Source organism: Microbacterium sp. RURRCA19A (assembly GCF_900156455.1).
Taxonomy (GTDB): domain Bacteria; phylum Actinomycetota; class Actinomycetes; order Actinomycetales; family Microbacteriaceae; genus Microbacterium.
Window position 1 is genome coordinate 60,919 of sequence record NZ_FTNQ01000004.1, and the last position, 16,728, is coordinate 77,646.

At 70.5% G+C, this 16,728-nt stretch carries 15 protein-coding genes, 1 tRNA gene and 1 pseudogene; 14 read left to right on the forward strand and 3 right to left on the reverse strand.

Annotation, left to right across the window (positions count from 1 at the left end):
- Positions 1-91 precede the first annotated feature (91 nt).
- The gene (locus tag BW982_RS14590) at positions 92-1,663 is read right to left on the reverse strand and encodes a PucR family transcriptional regulator (RefSeq protein ID WP_368483032.1); all 1,572 of its coding nucleotides are present in this window, start codon (positions 1,661-1,663) and stop codon (positions 92-94) included.
- A 44-nt stretch (positions 1,664-1,707) separates the two neighbouring features.
- Between BW982_RS14590 and gabT the strand changes: the two genes are divergently transcribed.
- The 8 genes from gabT to nusG all read left to right on the forward strand — a co-directional run bounded on the left by gabT (position 1,708) and on the right by nusG (position 10,225).
- Entirely contained in the window at positions 1,708-3,066 is a 1,359-nt protein-coding gene (gene gabT, locus BW982_RS14595) for a 4-aminobutyrate--2-oxoglutarate transaminase (RefSeq protein ID WP_076494798.1), read from the forward strand.
- A gap of 90 nt (positions 3,067-3,156) precedes the next feature.
- Complete coding sequence (locus BW982_RS14600; RefSeq protein WP_076494477.1) at positions 3,157-4,617, forward strand: flavin monoamine oxidase family protein; 1,461 nt, start codon at positions 3,157-3,159, stop codon at positions 4,615-4,617.
- Positions 4,614-5,513, forward strand: coding sequence for a universal stress protein (locus tag BW982_RS14605; protein ID WP_076494480.1), 900 nt, complete (start codon positions 4,614-4,616; stop codon positions 5,511-5,513). The genes BW982_RS14600 and BW982_RS14605 overlap by 4 nt, the downstream gene beginning before the upstream one ends.
- Positions 5,510-7,060 (forward strand): APC family permease, encoded by a 1,551-nt coding sequence (locus BW982_RS14610; protein WP_076494482.1) that lies wholly within the window; start codon positions 5,510-5,512, stop codon positions 7,058-7,060. The genes BW982_RS14605 and BW982_RS14610 overlap by 4 nt, the downstream gene beginning before the upstream one ends.
- 47 nt (positions 7,061-7,107) lie before the next feature.
- Complete coding sequence (locus tag BW982_RS14615; RefSeq protein WP_076494484.1) at positions 7,108-8,469, forward strand: NAD-dependent succinate-semialdehyde dehydrogenase; 1,362 nt, start codon at positions 7,108-7,110, stop codon at positions 8,467-8,469.
- 172 nt (positions 8,470-8,641) lie between these two features.
- Positions 8,642-8,714, forward strand: a tRNA-Trp gene (locus BW982_RS14620).
- A 43-nt stretch (positions 8,715-8,757) separates the two neighbouring features.
- Positions 8,758-9,033 (forward strand): preprotein translocase subunit SecE, encoded by a 276-nt coding sequence (gene secE / locus BW982_RS14625; protein WP_076494485.1) that lies wholly within the window; start codon positions 8,758-8,760, stop codon positions 9,031-9,033.
- A 61-nt stretch (positions 9,034-9,094) separates the two neighbouring features.
- Positions 9,095-10,225 (forward strand): transcription termination/antitermination protein NusG, encoded by a 1,131-nt coding sequence (gene nusG, locus BW982_RS14630; RefSeq protein ID WP_076494487.1) that lies wholly within the window; start codon positions 9,095-9,097, stop codon positions 10,223-10,225.
- 210 nt (positions 10,226-10,435) lie between these two features.
- Here nusG and BW982_RS14635 read toward each other — a convergent pair whose 3' ends face one another.
- Positions 10,436-11,389 carry a hypothetical protein gene (locus tag BW982_RS14635; RefSeq protein ID WP_076494489.1) on the reverse strand — a complete coding sequence of 318 codons (954 nt, stop codon included), beginning with the start codon at positions 11,387-11,389 and terminating at the stop codon, positions 10,436-10,438.
- A gap of 359 nt (positions 11,390-11,748) precedes the next feature.
- On the opposite strand from BW982_RS14635, the gene rplK reads away from it, so the two are divergent.
- From rplK to BW982_RS14665, 6 genes and pseudogenes are all read left to right on the forward strand, one after another.
- On the forward strand, positions 11,749-12,180 hold the full coding sequence (gene rplK / locus BW982_RS14640; protein WP_076494491.1) for a 50S ribosomal protein L11: 432 nt from the start codon (positions 11,749-11,751) through the stop codon (positions 12,178-12,180).
- A gap of 11 nt (positions 12,181-12,191) precedes the next feature.
- Positions 12,192-12,884 (forward strand): 50S ribosomal protein L1, encoded by a 693-nt coding sequence (rplA, locus tag BW982_RS14645; RefSeq protein WP_076494493.1) that lies wholly within the window; start codon positions 12,192-12,194, stop codon positions 12,882-12,884.
- Between the two features lie 172 nt (positions 12,885-13,056).
- Positions 13,057-13,860: an amino acid ABC transporter substrate-binding protein gene (locus tag BW982_RS14650; RefSeq protein ID WP_076494495.1), complete on the forward strand. Its 804-nt coding sequence runs from the start codon at positions 13,057-13,059 to the stop codon at positions 13,858-13,860.
- A 77-nt stretch (positions 13,861-13,937) separates the two neighbouring features.
- Entirely contained in the window at positions 13,938-14,603 is a 666-nt protein-coding gene (locus BW982_RS14655; RefSeq protein ID WP_076494497.1) for an amino acid ABC transporter permease, read from the forward strand.
- Positions 14,590-15,381 carry an amino acid ABC transporter ATP-binding protein gene (locus BW982_RS14660; RefSeq protein ID WP_303046689.1) on the forward strand — a complete coding sequence of 264 codons (792 nt, stop codon included), beginning with the start codon at positions 14,590-14,592 and terminating at the stop codon, positions 15,379-15,381. Before BW982_RS14655 ends, BW982_RS14660 begins: the two co-directional genes overlap by 14 nt.
- A 2-nt stretch (positions 15,382-15,383) precedes the next feature.
- Positions 15,384-16,437 (forward strand): annotated as a pseudogene (locus BW982_RS14665) (NAD(P)H-dependent flavin oxidoreductase).
- Here BW982_RS14665 and BW982_RS14670 read toward each other — a convergent pair.
- On the reverse strand, positions 16,434-16,721 hold the full coding sequence (locus BW982_RS14670; RefSeq protein WP_368483033.1) for an acylphosphatase: 288 nt from the start codon (positions 16,719-16,721) through the stop codon (positions 16,434-16,436). The pseudogene BW982_RS14665 and the gene BW982_RS14670 sit on opposite strands and share 4 nt — an antisense overlap.
- Positions 16,722-16,728: the final 7 nt, after the last annotated feature.

Below are 16,728 nucleotides of genomic sequence, written 5' to 3' on the forward strand. Positions count from 1 at the left end.
GTGACACGCCGGTGGCGGTGGCGGTGCGGCGGCGTGGCGGACACGGACTCCGCGGGACGGCGCGTGTCGGAGAGGAGCGGGATGCCGGAACTCAGGCCTGCTGGACCCGCAGCGCCGCCCACAGTTCGGCGCGGGTGGCGAAGGAGCCGAGGTCGCGCTCGAGCAGACGCTCGGCGAGGGCGAGGCGCGTGCGGACGGTGTGCCGGTGGACTCCGAGAGCCTGAGCGGTGACCTCGTGCGAACAGTCGTGGTCGAGCCAGGCCCGGAGCGTCTCGACGAGGCGTGATCCCTCGGCGTCGTCGTGCGCGGTCAGCGGCGCGAGTTCGGCGGCGGCGAGGCTCGGTGCTTCGGGCCCGAGGGCGGACAGCACGCCCGATGCCGCGACCTCGCGGAACGTGGTCACGGCATCGCGCCCGCGGTCGCGTGCGACCCGCGCCTGCTCCACCGCCGCTGCGAAGCGGTCGTAGCCGCCGGGATCGGACACCCCGATCCGTGCCCCGAACCGTTCGGCCGCCTCGTCGATCGCCTGCCGCTCATCGGCCGGGACGACGATGACGACGCCGTCGTCCGCCCGGCCGAAGAACACCGCGCCGCGGCGTTCGTCCGCGCGCAGCTCGAGGAGTTCCGCCAACCCGCTGTTGCGGGCGGCGGCCGCGTCGGTGAGGGCGACGACGATGGGGGCGGTCGGGAGCGGCCCCCACGCGTCGCGCGCGATGCGGCGCGCGAGGGTCGGGTCGTCCGTGAGCAGCGATTGCACGAGACCGGCGCGCAGCGCACCGCGAGCACGGCCGAGGCCCTGGTGCTGCTCGAACGCGAGTCCGGCCATGGCGATGACCGCCGTGACCACTCCGCGCCCCTCTTGGTCGAGCTCGCCGGCGGCGATCGCGATGACTCCCCGGAGATGCCCTCCCCGGCCCAGGGTCTGCAGCGTGAACGGCCGTCCCGCGATCCGCAGCGCCGATGCCGCCCGGGCGCCCCGGCGGAGGACCGCGGCCACCTCGTTCCCGAGCGCCCCGGCGGTCTCGGCATCCAGGTCATCGGCGGGATGCTCGCGCATGAGCTCTCCCGCCGCGTCGTACAAGCCGACCCAGGTGCCCAGCTGTCGCGCCAGTTCGGCGAGGGTGGCGCCGAGTCCGTCGGGGCGGAGGGCCGCGAGCGCGATCGACCGTTGCGCCGAGAGCGCCCAGGTGCGCCGGGCGAAGGCCTCGGCGGCGATGGCCTCCGCGTTGGCGCGGGCGACCGCGATGAACGGGGTGCGGTACGGGACCTCGAACAGGGGCAGGCCCGCGTCGCGGCAGGCGGCGGCGAGTTCGGGAGGGATGCCGTCGCGCACGACCTCCGTGCCGAATCCGAGGCCCGCGACGCCCCTCGCGGTCAGCCTCTGCACATACTCGGCGGCCGACGTGGCGTGGCGGCCCTGGAACTGGGTCCCCGTCGTGAGCAGGACCTGACCGTCGGACAGGAACGGCGTCGGGTCGGCGAGGTCGCTGCTGTGCACCCAGCGCACCGGGCGCTCGAGCACCGCCGGTTCGCCGTTCTCCAGGCGCAGGTGCAGATCCGGGCGACGCAGCAGTGCGCCGAGAGTGGGGATGTCGGTGGCGTCCATGGGGCTCCCGCGGAATCCGCTGTACTGGTCGTACAGCCGGGTATCCAGAATGTACATCACGGAGGGTGTCGGGTTTCGGCGCCCTTCCCTACGCTCGCGACATGACCGCACTGCACACCGTCACCGCGCCCCCCGTCGGCGGACCCTCGCTCCCGCAGGAGCGCCGCCTGGTCACGAGCATCCCCGGCCCCCGCTCGCAGGAGCTCCTCGAGCGCAAGGCCGCCGCGGTCTCAGCCGGCGTCGGCCACACCGCTCCCATCCACGCCGTCGCCGCCGGCGGGGGAGTGATCGTCGACGCCGACGGCAACTCGCTCATCGACCTCGGCTCCGGCATCGCCGTGACCAGCGTCGGCAATTCTCACCCGGCCGTGGTCGCCGCCGTGCAGGAACAGGTCGCCGCCTTCACCCACACGTGCTTCATGGTGTCGCCCTACGAGTCGTACGTCTCGGTGGCTGAAGCGCTGAACCGTCTGACCCCGGGCGACCACGCCAAGAAGAGCGCGCTGTTCAACTCCGGTGCCGAGGCGGTCGAGAACGCGATCAAGATCGCGCGCAAGCACACCGGCCGCCAGGCGGTCGTCGCCTTCGACCACGCCTACCACGGGCGCACGAACCTCACGATGGCGCTGACGGCGAAGAACATGCCGTACAAGAGCGGCTTCGGACCGTTCGCCGCCGAGGTCTACCGCGCCCCGCTGTCGTACCCCTACCGTGACGGCCTCTCCGGTGCCGAGGCGGCCGCGAAGGCGATCTCGCTCATCGAGAAGCAGGTGGGGGCCGAGAACCTCGCCGCCGTCATCATCGAGCCCATCCAGGGCGAGGGCGGCTTCATCGTCCCCGCCGAGGGCTTCCTCCCGGCGCTCGTGGACTGGTGCCGCGCGAACGGTGTGGTCTTCATCGCCGACGAGGTGCAGTCCGGCTTCGCCCGCACCGGTGCGATGTTCGCCTCGGAGATCTTCGGGATCGTCCCCGACCTCGTCACCACCGCGAAGGGCATCGCCGGCGGCCTGCCGCTGGCGGCCGTGACCGGTCGCGCGGAGATGATGGATGCCACCCACACCGGCGGCCTCGGCGGCACCTACGGCGGCAACCCGATCGCGTGCGCCGCGGCGCTCGCCGCGATCGACGCGTTCGAGAACGACGGTCTCGTCGAGCGGGCGCAGGCGATCGGCGAAGTGCTGAAGGGCCGTCTGCACGAGCTGCAGCAGAGCGACCCGCGCATCGGCGACGTCCGCGGACACGGCGCGATGATCGCGGCCGAGTTCGTCGACCCCGCCACCGGCGCGCCCGACGCCGCCCTCACCGCGGCCGTGGCCAAGGCCGCGATCGCCGAGGGCGTCATCGTGCTCACCTGCGGTACCTACGGCAACGTCATCCGGTTCCTCCCGCCCCTGTCCATCGGCGACGACCTCCTGAACGAGGGCCTGGACGTGGTCGCGGGAGTCCTCGCGCGCCACTGAGCACCAAGACCCGAGGGGGTGGCATACGACCCGAACGAGCCACCCCCTCGTCCGCATCATCCGGGTCACGAGGCAGAGAGAGAAGATTTCATGGACGAGATCACGCGTGACGTCGTCGTCATCGGGGCGGGAGCCGCGGGCCTCACCGCCGCGAACGACCTGCGCAAGGCCGGTCTGTCGGTCGTCGTGCTCGAGGCACGCGACCGCGTCGGCGGGCGGCTCTGGACCGACGTCGTCGACGGGGCCATGCTCGAGCTCGGCGGCCAGTGGGTCTCGCCCGACCAGCAGGCGCTCATCGACACCGTCGCCGACCTGGGGCTGTCGACCTACAGCCGCTACCGCGAGGGCGACAGCGTCTACGTCGGTCCCGACGGTGTGGCACGGCGCTTCACCGGAGAGATGTTCCCCGTCGCGGCCTCGACCGAGAAGGTCATCGATGAGATCACCGCGCGCCTGGATGCCATGGTCGCCGAGATCGACCCCGACAAGCCGTGGGAGCACCCGAACGCCGCCGAGTGGGACAAGATCTCGTGGGATGCGTGGCTGCGTCAACAGACCGACGACGACGAGGCGGTCCGCAACCTCGCCTTCGCCACGGGATCCGCGATGCTCACCAAGCCCACGCACACGTTCTCGCTGCTGCAGTCGCTGCTCATGGCGGCATCCGCCGGCTCGTACTCCCACCTCGTCGACGCCGACTTCATCCTCGACAAGCGCGTCGTCGGCGGCCTGCAGCAGGTGCCCGAGCTCCTCGCCGAGCGGCTCGGTGACGACGTGCTGTTGAACCAGCCGGTGCGTCGGATCGTCTGGGGTCCCGACGCGGTGGCCGCCGAGCGCCCCGCCGATTCCGTGACCGGACGCCGCGTGGACGACCTGCGTGCGCTGACGGCCCGCGTCGAGGCGGCGAAGTCCTCCTCCTCGGGCGTCACCGTCGTCACCGACGACCTCACCGTTCGCGCGCGCTTCGCGATCCTGGCGCTCGCCCCCGTGCTCTACCCGCGCATCTCCTTCGACCCGCCGCTGCCGCGCCGGCAGCACCAGATGCACCAGCACATCTCGATGGGCTTCGTCATCAAGGTGCACGCGGTCTACGACCGTCCGTTCTGGCGCGAGCAGGGACTCTCGGGCACCGCGTTCAGCCCCTACGAGCTCTCGCACGAGGCCTACGACAACACCAACCACGGCGACGAGCGCGGCACGCTGGTCGGCTTCGTCTCCGACCAGAACGCCGACGACCTGTTCCGTGTGAGCGCCGAGGAGCGCAAGGAGCGCATCCTCGAGTCGCTGTCCCACTACTACGGTCCCGAGGCGAAGAACCCGGTCGTCTACTACGAGAGCGACTGGGGCACCGAGGAGTGGACCCGCGGAGCGTACGCGGCGAGCTTCGACATGGGCGGTCTGAACCGTTACGGCGCCGACCTGCGTGAGCCCGTGGGCCCGATCCACCTCGCCTGCAGCGACATGGCGGGTGCCGGATACCAGCACGTCGACGGGGCGATCCGCCAGGGTCACCGCGCCGCGGACGAGATCCTCGAGCGGGCCCGCGGATGACCGCCCCGGTGGTCGTGGGATACACCGCGACCGACACCGGTGCCGACGCCCTCGCGCTCGGCATCCGGTTGGCCCGGGCGATCGGGGCACCGCTCGAGGTGGCCCTGGTCCTCCCCGACGACGCGCGCAGCGTGATCACGCCCCCGGATGCCGCCTACGCGCGGCTCGTGGCCGAGCAGGCGGAGCGATGGCTCGCCGAGGCGGCCGCCACGATCCGGGATGCCGTGCCCCACCGCGAGCACCTCCGGCACGCCGACTCGTTCGCGGAGGGCCTGCTGGGCTTCGCCGACGAGATCGGTGCCGGGTACATCGTCGTGGGGGCCGCGAACGGCGGCCTCCGCGGACGCCACCGCCTCGGCACGGTCGCCTCCGAGCTGCTGCACTCCTCGGACGTGCCCGTCGTCCTCGCCCCCGAGGGCTCACGCCGCGTCGACCCGGCGGTCGGAATCAGCCGGGTCACGGCCGCGATCGGCAGCCGGCCCGGGGCCGACGTGCTGCGCGAGGAGAGCATCGCGCTCTCGGCCGCGGCATCCGTCCCTCTACGTCTGCTGTCTCTCGTGACCGTCGACCTGCCGCCCGGGCTCGAGACCGGAGCGATCCGCATCGCCGGTGCGCGGCACGCGGAGGAGGTCCTGTCCCAGGCCCGTGTCGAACTGCCCTCCGACGTCGCGGCCGAGGTCGTCGTCGCCGACGGCGACAGCATCGAGGAGGCCGTGCGCGACCTCCCGTGGGACCCCGCCGAGCTCGTCATGGTCGGCAGCAGCCGCCTCGCGCAGCCGCGCCGCCTGTTCCTGGGGTCGACCGCGGCGAAGATGCTGCACGAACTCCCCGTCCCCCTCGTCGTCGTGCCACGCAGTCGTGCCGACGTCTCCACCCCGGAAGGATCGCGGCCATGACCGCCCCCGCACCCACCACCGGCAGCGACGCCGGCGGCCTGTCGAAGAAGGGGTTGAGCGCCGGCACGATCGGACTGCTCGGCGCCGTCGTCATCGGCATCTCCTGCATCGCCCCCGCGTACACCTTCACCGCCGCGATCGGCCCCACCGTCGGGGCCGTCGGCGTGCAGGTCCCGGCGATCATCCTCGTCGGGTTCATCCCGATGCTCCTGGTCGCCTTCGGCTACCGCGAGCTCAACAACCGCATGCCCGACTCGGGGACCTCGTTCACGTGGGCGGCCCGCGCCTTCGGCCCGTGGATCGGCTGGATGGCCGGCTGGGGGCTCATCGCCGCCACCGTCATCGTGCTGTCCAACCTCGCCGGCATCGCCGTCGACTTCCTCTTCCTGCTCATCTCGCAGCTCACCGGGCAGCCCGGCATCGCCGATCTGGCATCCAATCTCCCGATCAACATCGTGGTGTGCCTGCTGTTCGTGCTGGGCGCGACCGTGGTGTCGTACCGCGACATGCAGACGACGCAGAAGCTGCAGTACGTGCTCGTGGGCTTCCAGGTGATCGTGCTCGTCGCGTTCGCCGTCGTCGCCGTCGCGCACGTCCTACGGGGGGATGCCTACGACGCGACGCCCTTCGACTGGTCGTGGTTCAACCCGTTCGCGGTGTCGTCGTTCAGCGCCTTCGCCGCGGGGGTCTCGCTGTCGATCTTCATCTTCTGGGGATGGGACGTCACCCTCACCATGAACGAGGAGACGAAAGACCCCGAGAAGACCCCCGGGCGTGCGGCGACCATCACGGTCGTGACCATCGTGTCGCTGTATCTGCTGCTGGCGGTGTCGATGATCATGTTCGCCGGAATCGGCGACGGCGAGTTCGGTCTCGGCAACCCCGAGATCCAGGACAACGCCTTCTTCGCGCTCGCCGGACCCATCCTGGGGCCCTTCGCGGCGTTCGTCTCGCTCGCGGTGCTCACCAGCTCGGCATCCTCCCTGCAGTCCACGTTCGTGGGGCCGGCGCGCACGCTGCTGGCGATGGGCCACTACGGGGCGCTGCCGCCGAAGTTCGCCGCGGTGAGCCCGCGGTTCTTCACCCCGGGCTACGCCACGATCGTGTCGGCGATCGTGGCCGCCGGGTTCTACGCCGTGATGCGCGTGGTGAGCGTCAACGTGCTCTCGGACACGATCCTCACCCTCGGCATCATGATCTGCTTCTACTACGGTCTGACGGCCTTCGCGTGCGTCTGGTACTTCCGGAAGCAGTGGTTCGACTCGGTGCGCAACGTCTTCTTCACGCTGCTCTTCCCTCTCGTGGGCGGGGTGATCCTCGCGGTGATCTTCGTCACGACGCTGATCGACAGCATGAACCCCGAGTACGGCAGCGGATCCGAGATCGGCGGTGTCGGACTGGTGTTCGTCCTCGGCGTCACCATCATCGTGCTCGGCGCGGTCATCATGGTGGTGCAGTACTTCCGCCGGCCGGCGTTCTTCCGTGGCGAGACGCTCTCGATCGACGCCCCGGCCAGTGCGCGCCGGGGCCGCCGCCTCGCCCGATGACCTCGACCACGAGCCCTTCGACCACGACACCGAACACGGGAGCCCACATGAGTGACTACGCCGTCGTCAACCCCGCCACGGGGGAGACCCTCGCCGAATACGACACCCTGTCCGACGCGGGCGTCGAGGCCGCCCTGACCGCCGCGCACGACGGTTACCGCGTGTGGTCGCGGACCGCTCCGGCCCAGCGTGCCGAGGCCCTGCGCCGCGTCGCCGAACTACACCGTGAGCGTCGCGACGACCTCGCCGCGATCATCGTGCGCGAGATGGGCAAGCCGCTGGAGGCCGCGCTCGGCGAGGTCGACTTCGCCGCGGACATCACCGAGTACTACGCCGACAACATCGACAAGATCACCGGCGACAGCCCCATCGACATCCTCGGTGAGGGCACCGCGGTCATCCGCCGATCGGCGCTCGGTCCGCTGCTGGGCATCATGCCGTGGAACTTCCCCTACTACCAGGTCGCCCGCTTCGCCGCCCCGAACCTCGCGGTGGGCAACAGCATCCTGCTCAAGCACGCGCCGCAGTGCCCCGAGTCCGCCGAGGCGCTGCAGCTGATCTACCGCGACGCCGGGCTCCCCGAGGGCGCGTACGTGAACATCCGCGTGACCAACGACCAGGCCGCCACGATCATCGCGGACCGCCGCGTGCAGGGCGTCTCGGTCACCGGCTCCGAGCGTGCCGGTGCCGCGGTCGCCGAGATCGCCGGTCGCAACCTCAAGAAGGTCGCGCTCGAACTCGGCGGTTCCGACCCGTTCATCCTGCTCTCGACCGACGACCTGGATGCCGCCGTGCAGGCCGCCGCCGACGCGCGTCTGGACAACAACGGTCAGTCCTGCAACGGTGCCAAGCGGTTCATCGTCGTCGACGACCTCTACGACGCGTTCCTGTCGAAGTTCCGTGCCGCCCTCGGTGAGGCGAAGGTCGGCGACCCGTTCGCCGACGACACCGTTCTCGGGCCCCTCTCGTCGCTCGCCGCGGCGGAACGTCTCGACGAGCAGGTGCAGCGCGCCGTCGCCCAGGGCGCGACCCTGGAGGTCGGTGGCACGCGCGACGGCGCGTTCTACCCCGGCACGGTGCTCACGGGCGTCACGAGCGACATGGACGCCTACGGCGAGGAGTTCTTCGGCCCCGTGGCCACGGTCTACCGCGTCTCGGGCGAGGACGAGGCCGTCGCGATCGCGAACGACACCGGATTCGGTCTCGGCTCGTACGTCTTCACCACGGATGCCGCTCAGGCCGAGCGCGTCGCCGAGCGGATCGAGGCCGGGATGGTCTACGTGAACATGGTGCTCGCCGACTCGCCCGAACTGCCGTTCGGCGGCGTGAAGCGCAGCGGCACCGCGCGCGAGATGGGGCTCCTCGCGGCGGACGAGTTCGTGAACAAGAAGCTGATCCGCACGGCCTGAGTCGTGTCCGTCCCCCGGCGCGGTTCGCCACGCCGGGGGACATGGCATAGACTGGGACGTGCAGTAGAAATCTGCATTCTTTCGCCGTGCCCCGCGCACAGGCGGCATCCCTCCCCGAGAGATTCCTGGCGAAAGCGTGTCGGTTTCGCATCCTGGGCCCCCCGCGGGTCTTAGGGCGGTAGCTCAATTGGCAGAGCAGCGGTCTCCAAAACCGCAGGTTGCAGGTTCGATTCCTGTCCGCCCTGCGCACAGCGCACGCTGGCAACGAGAAGCGACCTAGGTGGTTCGATGACGCAGGACGAGGCGAAGGGCGAGATCGTCGCAGAACGCGGCGCGCCCCGTGAGAAGAAGCTCAACTTCTTCGCACGGATCGCTCTTTTCATCCGTCAGGTCATCGCGGAACTGCGCAAGGTCGTCACCCCGACGCGGCAGGAACTCGTCAAGTTCACCGCCGTGGTCCTCGGATTCGTCGTCGTGATGATGGCTCTCGTGTACGGCCTCGACGTGCTGTTCGTGTGGCTGACCAGCGCCGTGTTCGGCGTCCCCGGCGGCGCCGGCGCCTGACCGGCGCTTCGGCGGACGCGCGGCCCCACGAGCGGCCGCCCCAGAACGGAAGAGATCACCAGTGTCTGAAAGATATGTCGACGACGCCGATTGGGCGCCCACGGCCGAGCAGTCCAGCGAGGACGACGAGGCGCAGGAGGGCGACATCCTGGCATCCCAGGAGCACGCTTCGGATGCGGCTGAGCACACCGCCATCCACATCGTCGATGACGAGAACGACGACGTCGACGACGAGCTCGACGACATCGACATCACCGACCCGGAGGCCGACGCCATCGTGAACGACGCTCTCGAGATCGACGAGGCCAGCGAGGCCGAGGCCGCCGCCGAGGTGCTCAACGACTCCCTCGAAGAGGAAGCCGCCGACGAGGCCGCGGAGGCCGCCGACGAGGTCACCCCCTACGACGGTCCCGACATCAACGGCGAGCCCGACGCGCCCGTCCTCGACGAGGAGTTCGTCGAGGAGGTCTCCGCCGCCGCCGGCGTGGTCGACGAGGCCGAGGCATCCCTGTCTCCCGCCGACGCCGCCGAGGCTCCGGTCGACGAGGACTCCGCCGACGACGAAGACCTCGACCCCTACGAGGCGTTCCGGGTCGAGTTGCGCTCGCTGCCGGGCAAGTGGTACGTCATCCACTCGTACGCGGGCTTCGAGCGCAAGGTGAAGGCCAACATCGAGCAGCGCAAGTCGACGCTCGAGGTCGAGGACGACATCTACCAGGTCGAGGTCCCGATGGAGGACGTCGTCGAGATCAAGAACGGCCAGCGCAAGATGGTCACGCGTGTCCGCATCCCCGGATACGTCCTCGTGCGCATGGATCTGAACGAAGACACCTGGTCGGTCGTGCGTCACACCCCCGGTGTCACGGGCTTCGTGGGCAACGCCCACAACCCGACGCCGCTGCGTTTCGACGAGGCGTTCAACATGCTCAAGAGCCTCGTCGAGGTGAAGGAGACCGCACCGGCCAAGGGCGGTGCCGCCAAGGGTGCTCCCGTCGCCCAGCGCGTCATCCCCGCCGAGGTCGACTTCGAGGCCGGCGAGACCATCACGATCAAGGAGGGCTCGTTCGCGGGTCTTCCGGGCACGATCAGCGAGATCAAGCCCGAGAGCGGCAAGCTCACGGTGCTCGTGTCGCTCTTCGAGCGCGAGACCCCGGTCGAGCTGTCGTTCGACCAGGTCACCAAGATGCTCTGACGCCCCGCGCGTTCGCGAACGCCCCGCCCGGCCTGTGCCGTGCGGGGCGTTCGCGGTTTCGCGGCACGGTGGCGCCCGGCGGGGCGGCGCCCGGCACGGCCGTGTCGTCGCTGCGGCATCGAGTCGCCGCCCACCGCCGATAAACGCTCTTCGCGGCGAGACACGGCTTGCCGTGCCGTTTCTCGTCGCGGATGCCGTTTATCGCGGAGGTTACCCCGAGCGCGGATTGCGGCCGATGCCGAGCAGCTGCGCGGTGTCGGCCGGACGGACGAGCGGGAGTCCCGCGGCTCTCAACGCGTCGTAGGGTCCGTCCCCGCGGAGGGCGCCGGCGTAATCCCAGCGCGCGATACGCCAGCCTGCGCGCCGCAGCGCGTCCTCGCGGCGCTTCTCGTTGCGAACGGTCGTGGCCGCGTCAGCGGGGTCGTCGTCGCTGTACTTCATCCATCCGTCGACCTCGCCGAGCACCCGGAACTCGGGCCAGCAGAAGTCGGACCGGTACACGCGTCCGGCCACGCGGTGCTCCGCCTGCAGCAGCGGTTCCGGGAAACCGTGCCAGTGGGCGACCGCTCGGCTCACGGACTCCGCGACGGACTCGGAGTCCGCGGTCATGTGCTCGCACACCCACTCGACGCGGCGGCGCCCGCGGATGGAGCGCTGCGCGGACATCGTCTCCCGGACCCAGTCCGGTGTCACGTCGAGCCGACGCGACGCCGCATCGGCGACCGCCAGGCCGAACGCGGGCGGCAGCGCGCGTGCGAGGTCGACCACCGCGTCCACGGGACGGGAGATGCGTCGCCCCTCGATGGTCGTGCAGCGACGTGCGTCGGCGCTGGTGTGGGCGATCACATCCCCATGGGCGAGAGATCGGGAACGTCGGTCGTCGAAGACATGGATGCGGAGGGGATGCCCGAACAGCGGCAGGCTCAGGAGCGCGGCAGCCGACTCGTGCGAGAAGATCGCGTCCGGCCGGATCAACGCGTACGCGTGCACACGCGCCAGATACCTGTCCCAGGGGGCGAGGCCGTCCCAGTCCTCCCGCCGGGTGTAGACCCCGGGTCGCACGCGGTGGAGGTCGCCGTCCTTGTGCGGGTACCGGCCCGCGCGCTCGGCATCCGCCGTCCGGATGAGCGGCGCGGGGGAGGGGCGGAGCGTGAGAGCGTGCATTGGCCGAGGATGCCAGGTGCAGGCGAGCCTGTTCCGCGGCCTGTGGATAACTCGACTACGGCATGGCATCCGCCTCTTCGCCGCCGATAAACGCGATCGGCGGCGAGAAACTGCGCGTCGTGCCGTGTCTCGCCGCCGATGCCGTTTATCGCGGAAAGGGCGCGGGCGCAGGGCGCGGGCGCAGGGCGCGGACGCAGGGCGCGGAACGCGGCCGGGGAGCGGGAGAACGCGGATGCCGGGACATCGCGTATGATGGGGAGGTTGCTCGTGCGTCTGTGCGAGCGCGACCGCTGTCCGGAACGGCCGGACGTGCGGGAGAGAGGGTGCCGCGAGGCGCCCGCTCGAGAGAGGAAAAGGATATGGCACCCAAGAAAAAGGTGACCGGCCTGATCAAGCTCCAGATCAAGGCGGGCGCGGCCAACCCCGCGCCGCCCATCGGTCCGGCGCTCGGTCAGCACGGCGTCAACATCATGGAGTTCTGCAAGGCGTACAACGCGGCGACCGAAGCCCAGCGCGGCAACGTCATCCCCGTCGAGATCACCGTCTACGAGGACCGCAGCTTCACGTTCATCCTGAAGACGCCCCCCGCCGCCGAGCTCATCAAGAAGGCCGCCGGTCTCGCCAAGGGCTCGTCCACGCCCCACACGGTCAAGGTGGGCAAGCTCACCAAGGACCAGGTTCGCGAGATCGCCACGACCAAGCAGCCCGACCTGAACGCGAACGACATCGAGGCCGCGGCCAAGATCATCGCCGGCACCGCCCGTTCCATGGGCATCACGGTCGAGGACTGAGGGAGATAACAATGGCTACCAAGTCCAAGGCATTCCGCGCCGCTGCTGAGAAGATCGCGGCCGACACGTTCTACACCCCCGCCGAGGCCGTCGCCCTGGCGAAGGAGACCGGCTCGAAGAAGTTCGACTCGACCGTCGAGGTCGCGCTGAAGCTCTCGGTCGACCCCCGTAAGGCCGACCAGATGGTCCGCGGCACGGTCATCCTGCCCCACGGCACGGGTAAGACCGCGCGCGTCATCGTCTTCGCCAACGGCCCCGCGGCCGAGGCGGCTCTCGCCGCCGGTGCCGACGAGGTCGGCGGCGCCGAGCTCATCGAGAAGGTCGCCGGCGGGTACACCTCGTTCGACGCCGCCGTCGCCACCCCCGAGCTCATGGGTCAGGTCGGTCGCCTCGGTAAGGTCCTCGGACCCCGCGGCCTCATGCCGAACCCCAAGACCGGCACCGTGACCCCCAACCCGGCCAAGGCCGTCGAGGAGATCAAGGGCGGAAAGATCGAGTTCCGCGTCGACAAGCACGCCAACGTGCACTTCGTCGTCGGCAAGGCCTCGTTCTCGGCCGAGCAGCTCGACGAGAACCTGAAGGCTGCGCTCGAGGAGATCGTCCGCCTCAAGCCGTCCAGCTCGAAGGGTCGTTACATCCAGAAGGGCGCCGTTTCGACCACCTTCGGTCCCGGCATCCCGCTGGACGTCAACTCGCTCGTCTGACATCCCCGTCGAAAGCCCCGCTGCGCCTCGCGCCGGCGGGGCTTTCGCGTGCTCTGCACGAACGTGCAATACGGCGTCATCCGGGAAGGATGCCGCCCCGACCCGTGTTGGGCCGGGGGTGCCTTCGCGCACACCCCCGGACCCCCAACCCGCACCACAGCAAGGAACAGCCATGCCCCGTCGTCGTCTTCCCGTCCTCGCCGCCGCCCTCGGCGCCCTCGCGCTCGCGCTCACCGCGTGCAGCGGCGGCTCCACGTCCGGATCGACCGAGCAGGGCGACGCGTACGGTCTCGTGACCGGCGGCACGCTCACCGTCGCCACCGAGGGCACGTACCGCCCCTTCTCGTTCCACGACGAGTCCGGCGCCCTGACCGGATACGACGTCGAGATCGCGCAGGCCGTCGCCGACAAGCTGGGGCTGAAGGTGCGTTTCCAGGAGACCCAGTGGGATGCCATCTTCGCCGGGCTCGACGCGGGACGCTTCGACGTCATCGCGAACCAGGTGTCGATCACTCCCGAGCGCCAGGCGAAGTACCTCTTCAGCTCCCCGTACACGGTGTCGCGCGGTGTCGTGGTGACGACCGAGGACGACTCGTCGATCTCGAGCTTCGCCGACCTCGCCGGCAAGACCACCGCCCAGTCGCTCACGAGCAACTGGTACGAGCTGGCCACCTCCAGCGGCGCCCAGGTCGAGGCCGTCGAGGGATGGGCCCAGGCCGTCGCTCTGCTGAAGCAGGGCCGTGTCGATGCGACGGTCAACGATCAGCTGACCTTTCTCGACTACGCGAAGACCAACAGCCCCACGGGTCTGAAGATCGCCGCCGAGACCGAGGACACCTCTGAGAGCGCCTTCGCGACGGTGAAGGACAAGCAGGCTCTGACGGATGCCATCGACGGAGCGCTCGAGGAGCTCCGTGCCGACGGCACCCTGGCGGAGATCAGCCAGAAGTACTTCGGCGCCGACGTCACGAAGTAAACCCCGGACGCGCGCCCGCTGCTCCCGCCTAGCGTGGGAGGGCGGGCGCGCCGCGTTCGCCACTGGAAGGAGGCCGAGTGAACGACATCTGGACCCTGCTGCTCGATTCGTTCTGGCCCATGGTGCTGGCGGGGCTGCGGGGCACCATCCCGCTGTCGCTGGCGTCGTTCGCCATCGGGTTGGTCATCGCCCTCGGGATGGCACTGCTCCGGCTTTCGCGCACCGCCGTCCTGCGCGGCATCGCGCGGTTCTACATCTCGGTCATCCGGGGGACGCCTCTGCTGGTGCAGCTGTTCGTCATCTTCTACGGGCTGCCGGCGGTCGGGGTCGTCATCGACCCGTTCCCGGCCGCGGTGATCGCGTTCTCGCTGAACGTCGGCGGGTACGCCGCCGAGGTCATCCGTGCCGCGATCCTCTCGGTTCCGCGCGGCCAGTGGGAGGCGGCGCACGTCGTCGGTCTGTCGCGCCGCAAGACCCTGACGCGGATCATCCTGCCGCAGGCCGCGCGGGTCTCCGTGCCACCGCTGTCCAACACCTTCATCTCGTTGGTGAAGGACAGCTCTCTGGCATCCCTCATCCTGGTGACGGAGCTGTTCCGGCAGGCCCAGAACATCGCCGCCTTCTCGTACGAGTTCATGGCGGTGTACCTGGAAGCGGCCCTGATCTACTGGCTGTTCTGCCTCGTCCTGTCGGCGGGGCAGGGCGTGCTCGAAAGGAGGCTCGATCGCCATGTCGCGCGGTGACGACGCCCTGACCCCTGTGGATGCCCCGCTGTTGAGGGTGACCGGCCTGCAGAAGAGCTTCGGCTCGAACCGCGTGCTCGACGGCGTGGATCTCGAGGTCCGTCGCGGCGAGGTCCTCGTGCTGATCGGCCCCTCGGGCTCCGGCAAGACCACGGTGCTCCGCTGCCTCAACGGACTCGAGACGCCCGACGCGGGTGTCGCGTCCTTCGACGGCGGTCCGACGATCGATTTCGGACGAAAGGCGTCGAAGGCGGATCTCGGCGCCATGCGCGACCGCTCCGCGATGGTCTTCCAGCACCACAACCTCTTCCCGCACCTCACCGTCCTCCAGAACGTCATCGAGGGTCCGGTGCAGGCGCACGGCGTGCCGAAGGCCGAGGCGATCGTCCGCGCCGAGGCTCTCCTGGCCCGCGTGGGGCTGACGGAGAAGCGCGACGCGTACCCCTCCGAACTCTCCGGCGGTCAGCAGCAACGCGTCGGGATCGTGCGGGCGCTCGCCCTGCAGCCCGATCTCCTTCTCTTCGACGAGCCGACGAGCGCCCTCGACCCCGAGTTGGTGGGGGAGGTGCTGAAGGTGCTGCGCGGCCTCGCCGACGAGGGCTGGACGATGGTCATCGTCACGCACGAACTGGGGTTCGCGCGCGAAGTCGCCGACGAGGTGCTCTTCTTCGACGAGGGCGTCATCGTGGAGCGCGGTGCCCCCGAGGTGCTCTTCACCGCGCCGGAGAAAGAGCGCACGCGCCGATTCCTCGATCGCCTCCTCCGGCCGCTGGACTGACCGTGACGCGGCTGGCGGAGCTTCTCGGCATCGGTGTCCCGATCGTTCTCGGGCCCTTCGGCGGCCTGTCCTCGATCGAGCTGACCGCGTCGGTGAGCGCCGGCGGCGGCCTCGGATCGTTCGGGCTCTACGGCTACACGCCCGAGCGCATCCACGACACGATCGCCCGGCTCCGGGACGCGACCGCTCGGCCGATCGCGGTCAACCTGTGGTGGCCGCGCGGCGACGAGGTGGCCCCGGCGGATGTCGACCTGACCCCGGTCCTGGATGCCACGGCCCCGCTCTTCGCCGCTGCCGGTGCCGCACGCCCCGACATCCCCGCGGCTTTCCTCCCCGCGGTCGCGGACCAGCTCGACGCGGTGTTCGCGGCCCGGCCCGACGTGCTGAGCCTGGTGTACGGGGTCCCGGATGCCGTGACCGTGGCGCGGGCGCGGGAGGGTGGCATCCGGCTCGTCGGCACCGCCACCTCGGTCGCCGAGGCCGTCGCGCTCGAGGACGCGGGGGTGGACGCCGTGGTCGCCACTGGCATGGAGGCGGCCGGCCATCGCGTGTCGTTCCTGCGTGATCCCGCCGCGTCTCTCGTAGGGACGTTCGCCCTCGTGCCGCAGGTCGTCGACGCGCTGTCGGTGCCGGTGATCGCGGCCGGCGGTATCGCCGACCGCCGCGGGGTGGCCGCCGCGTTCGCCCTGGGCGCGGAGGGGGTCCAGGTCGGCACGGCGTTCCTGCGCACGCGGCAGTCCGCGGCGACGGCGGCCCACCGCGCGGCCATCGCCGCCGCAGCCGACACCGAGACCGTGCTGACGCGGGCGATGAGCGGACGGTGGGCGCGTGGCATCCCGAACCGTGCCGTCCGCGAGATCGAGGCCGCGGGTGCGATCGCGCCCTTCCCCGCGCAGAACTGGCTCACCGGGGTCTTCCGCGCCGCGGCCGCGGCGGCGGGGGAGGGTGAGCTGCTGTCGCTCTGGGCAGGGCAGGCGGCCGGTCTCGCCCGGGCGCGACGACGCCGTGGAGGTGCTCGCCGAGTTGCGCGCGGGGCTGCCCGGGGCGTCCGGTTAGGCCGAGTCCCGGATCCGGAAGCCGTCGCCGTCCGCGGACTCGGGGGTCTCGGTCACCTCGACGCGCTCGACGCGCGCCAGCGGCGGACCGTGCTGCGCCCAGGTGACGAGGGCCTCGACGGCCGCCGCCGTTCCGGCGATGTGCGCCTCGACCGCGCCGTCCCGACGGTTGCGCACCCAGCCGCTCGCGCCGACGCGTTCGGCCTCGGCGCGGAGGGCCCACCGGAAACCGACGCCTTGCACGTGACCGCGGACGGTGATCTCGACGGATGCCATGGCATCCATTGTGACC

Bases quoted from the DNA above. Each gene is read 5' to 3' on its own strand.
- gabT (WP_076494798.1), top strand. From the start codon at position 1,708: ATGACCGCACTGCACACCGTCACCGCGCCCCCCGTCGGCGGACCCTCG.
- BW982_RS14590 (WP_368483032.1), bottom strand. From the start codon at position 1,663: ATGTACATTCTGGATACCCGGCTGTACGACCAGTACAGCGGATTCCGC.
- BW982_RS14670 (WP_368483033.1), bottom strand. From the start codon at position 16,721: ATGGATGCCATGGCATCCGTCGAGATCACCGTCCGCGGTCACGTGCAA.
- rplK (WP_076494491.1), top strand. From the start codon at position 11,749: ATGGCACCCAAGAAAAAGGTGACCGGCCTGATCAAGCTCCAGATCAAG.
- rplA (WP_076494493.1), top strand. From the start codon at position 12,192: ATGGCTACCAAGTCCAAGGCATTCCGCGCCGCTGCTGAGAAGATCGCG.
- BW982_RS14615 (WP_076494484.1), top strand. From the start codon at position 7,108: ATGAGTGACTACGCCGTCGTCAACCCCGCCACGGGGGAGACCCTCGCC.
- BW982_RS14605 (WP_076494480.1), top strand. From the start codon at position 4,614: ATGACCGCCCCGGTGGTCGTGGGATACACCGCGACCGACACCGGTGCC.
- BW982_RS14650 (WP_076494495.1), top strand. From the start codon at position 13,057: ATGCCCCGTCGTCGTCTTCCCGTCCTCGCCGCCGCCCTCGGCGCCCTC.
- BW982_RS14635 (WP_076494489.1), bottom strand. From the start codon at position 11,389: ATGCACGCTCTCACGCTCCGCCCCTCCCCCGCGCCGCTCATCCGGACG.
- BW982_RS14610 (WP_076494482.1), top strand. From the start codon at position 5,510: ATGACCGCCCCCGCACCCACCACCGGCAGCGACGCCGGCGGCCTGTCG.
- BW982_RS14600 (WP_076494477.1), top strand. From the start codon at position 3,157: ATGGACGAGATCACGCGTGACGTCGTCGTCATCGGGGCGGGAGCCGCG.
- secE (WP_076494485.1), top strand. From the start codon at position 8,758: ATGACGCAGGACGAGGCGAAGGGCGAGATCGTCGCAGAACGCGGCGCG.
- BW982_RS14660 (WP_303046689.1), top strand. From the start codon at position 14,590: ATGTCGCGCGGTGACGACGCCCTGACCCCTGTGGATGCCCCGCTGTTG.